Annotated in this window: 3 protein-coding genes and 2 pseudogenes; 2 read left to right on the top strand and 3 right to left on the bottom strand. The window is 55.0% G+C overall.

The window, feature by feature from the left end:
- Positions 1-202: 202 nt before the first annotated feature.
- Genes ACI1V7_RS28310 through ACI1V7_RS28320 form a run of 3 tightly spaced genes read right to left on the bottom strand, consistent with a single transcriptional unit; the run spans position 203 to position 1,094 of the window.
- Positions 203-454, bottom strand: coding sequence for a hypothetical protein (locus ACI1V7_RS28310; RefSeq protein WP_404536058.1), 252 nt, complete (start codon positions 452-454; stop codon positions 203-205).
- A gap of 14 nt (positions 455-468) precedes the next feature.
- Complete coding sequence (locus tag ACI1V7_RS28315; protein WP_404536060.1) at positions 469-777, bottom strand: HigA family addiction module antitoxin; 309 nt, start codon at positions 775-777, stop codon at positions 469-471.
- Between the two features lie 47 nt (positions 778-824).
- The gene (locus ACI1V7_RS28320) at positions 825-1,094 is read right to left on the bottom strand and encodes a type II toxin-antitoxin system RelE/ParE family toxin (protein WP_404536062.1); all 270 of its coding nucleotides are present in this window, start codon (positions 1,092-1,094) and stop codon (positions 825-827) included.
- A gap of 300 nt (positions 1,095-1,394) precedes the next feature.
- Between ACI1V7_RS28320 and ACI1V7_RS28415 the strand changes: the two are divergent.
- Both ACI1V7_RS28415 and ACI1V7_RS28420 read left to right on the top strand, forming a co-directional pair.
- A pseudogene (locus ACI1V7_RS28415) lies at positions 1,395-1,490 on the top strand (DUF4236 domain-containing protein); the annotation flags it as partial.
- Positions 1,491-1,634: 144 nt separating this feature from the next.
- Positions 1,635-1,710, top strand: a pseudogene (locus ACI1V7_RS28420) (IS6 family transposase); the annotation flags it as partial.

Consider the following 1,710-nt stretch of genomic DNA (forward strand, 5'->3'; position numbering starts at 1 on the left):
GACTTGCGTGCGCTGGCAACTCAGGGGCAAACTCCGCCCGAAATCTGGGCAGCTGTCCTAGCTGCTTGAACTCACGGGGCATTCGGCTCAGTCTGCGCTCCCTCATCCAAAATTTGCACCAGAACCCGCTGGACGGCCTTCAGCGCTTCCTTGACTGCGTTGTTCGCTTCGGTTTCCTTTTCGCTCAGCATGGAGTTTTCCTTTACTTGCTGAGCACGCTCGCGGCATGCCGGCGAATCCGGCTCGCCGCACGCGCCGGCGTGTCGCCGACGTCCTTCCAGACCTGATGCCACCAAGCGATCAACGCTGCTGCGGCCGCCGTGGTCGGCGCCGCAATCACGGCTTCCAACTCGGCCTGCACTTCCGCCCACCAGGCCGCGCCTTCGCTCGCACCGGCAGTCCTGTCGATGGCACGCTGGTAGATCAGCATGGTTTGGTCGAGCGTCAGTTGCATGGCGTCGTTTTCCGTCAGCTAAACGCTAATGCGAGCGGTCTAACTTCTTTAGCAATCGTCTTGCCTGCCGATGTCTCGGCGATACGAAGATCGTATGCGGACTGAAGATTTAACCAACCTTGAGCTTCGCTACCAAAATAACGTTCCAGCCGCAGCGCGGTATCAGCCGAAACACCACGCTCTCCTTTCGTAATTTCGCTTAGGCGTGAATATGGGACATGCAGGGCCAAGGCCACCGCTCGCACGCTGACGCCCATGGGTTTGATGTACTCCTCCATCAAGATTTCTCCGGGATGGACAGGACGCATTCCGTTTTTGAACATGATGCACTCCATTGCTGTTCAGGTTGCTACGTTGGGCAATGCCCGGTTCAGTGAGGATCTTCGATCAGCACATCATAAGGACCGTTCGCGCCCCATTTGAAGGTCAGGCGCCACTGATCGTTAATCCGCACATGCCACGCACCGTCGTATTCTTTAAGATCATTTCCAGGGGGCGCTTTCATAAAGTTTATCGATGGTGAAGCGTCGAGCTGGGCTAACTTACGTTCGGCTACGTTCTTGATGTTGACAAATCGGCGACTCTTGCCAGTAGTAAATAACGCCTCGGTATCAGGGCATGCAAAGGATTGGATCGACATGAACCTATGTTATCCGTTATCCGGTTAACGGTCAACTTATTTGCAGCTCTGACACTGTGAATACGCGAGCTACGCATCCTATTCAGGGGGAACGCGTCCACAGACGGTACAGAACTGACGCGGCAGGCAGCATGCGCACTGCAGTTCTCGGAAAAGCTCCGTGTGCGCGGTTGCTGCTTCTAAGCCACTGACGGGCTTTGTCAGGCGTTCTTAGTCGAACTCAAAAAGTGATGCCAGTTCCTTGCGTTTATTGCCACTCGTAAATATCATGATATCCTGCGAAATTGCGAAAGGTGTAATATGACGTTGAGGTTTAGGAAGTCTTTTAAGCTTGCCCCAGGCGTGCGCCTTAATGTCAGCGGCTCTGGTGCAAATTATGGACAAAGGCACGCCAACCTGCCGGTGCGCCGGCTGAGTTCACGCAGCCAGAACAGCTGCCCAGATTTCGGACGAAGTTTGCCCCTGAGTTCCCAGACCTCGTAGGTCGAACGGCTCTGGTGCAAACCTGCAGCTCAGCTAGAATGACGGCCTTTGCCTGACATGCGTAGTCACACGAGCACGAGCGACCTGTTCAAGGGCCGACACTTCGAACAAGAGATCATCATCCTTTGCGTGC

This window comes from Massilia paldalensis, assembly GCF_044901715.1.
Lineage (GTDB): Bacteria > Pseudomonadota > Gammaproteobacteria > Burkholderiales > Burkholderiaceae_D > Telluria > Telluria paldalensis.

Excerpts from the sequence above, each read along its gene's own strand:
- ACI1V7_RS28310 (WP_404536058.1), bottom strand. The coding sequence starts at position 454 with ATGCAACTGACGCTCGACCAAACCATGCTGATCTACCAGCGTGCCATC.
- ACI1V7_RS28315 (WP_404536060.1), bottom strand. The coding sequence starts at position 777 with ATGTTCAAAAACGGAATGCGTCCTGTCCATCCCGGAGAAATCTTGATG.
- ACI1V7_RS28320 (WP_404536062.1), bottom strand. The coding sequence starts at position 1,094 with ATGTCGATCCAATCCTTTGCATGCCCTGATACCGAGGCGTTATTTACT.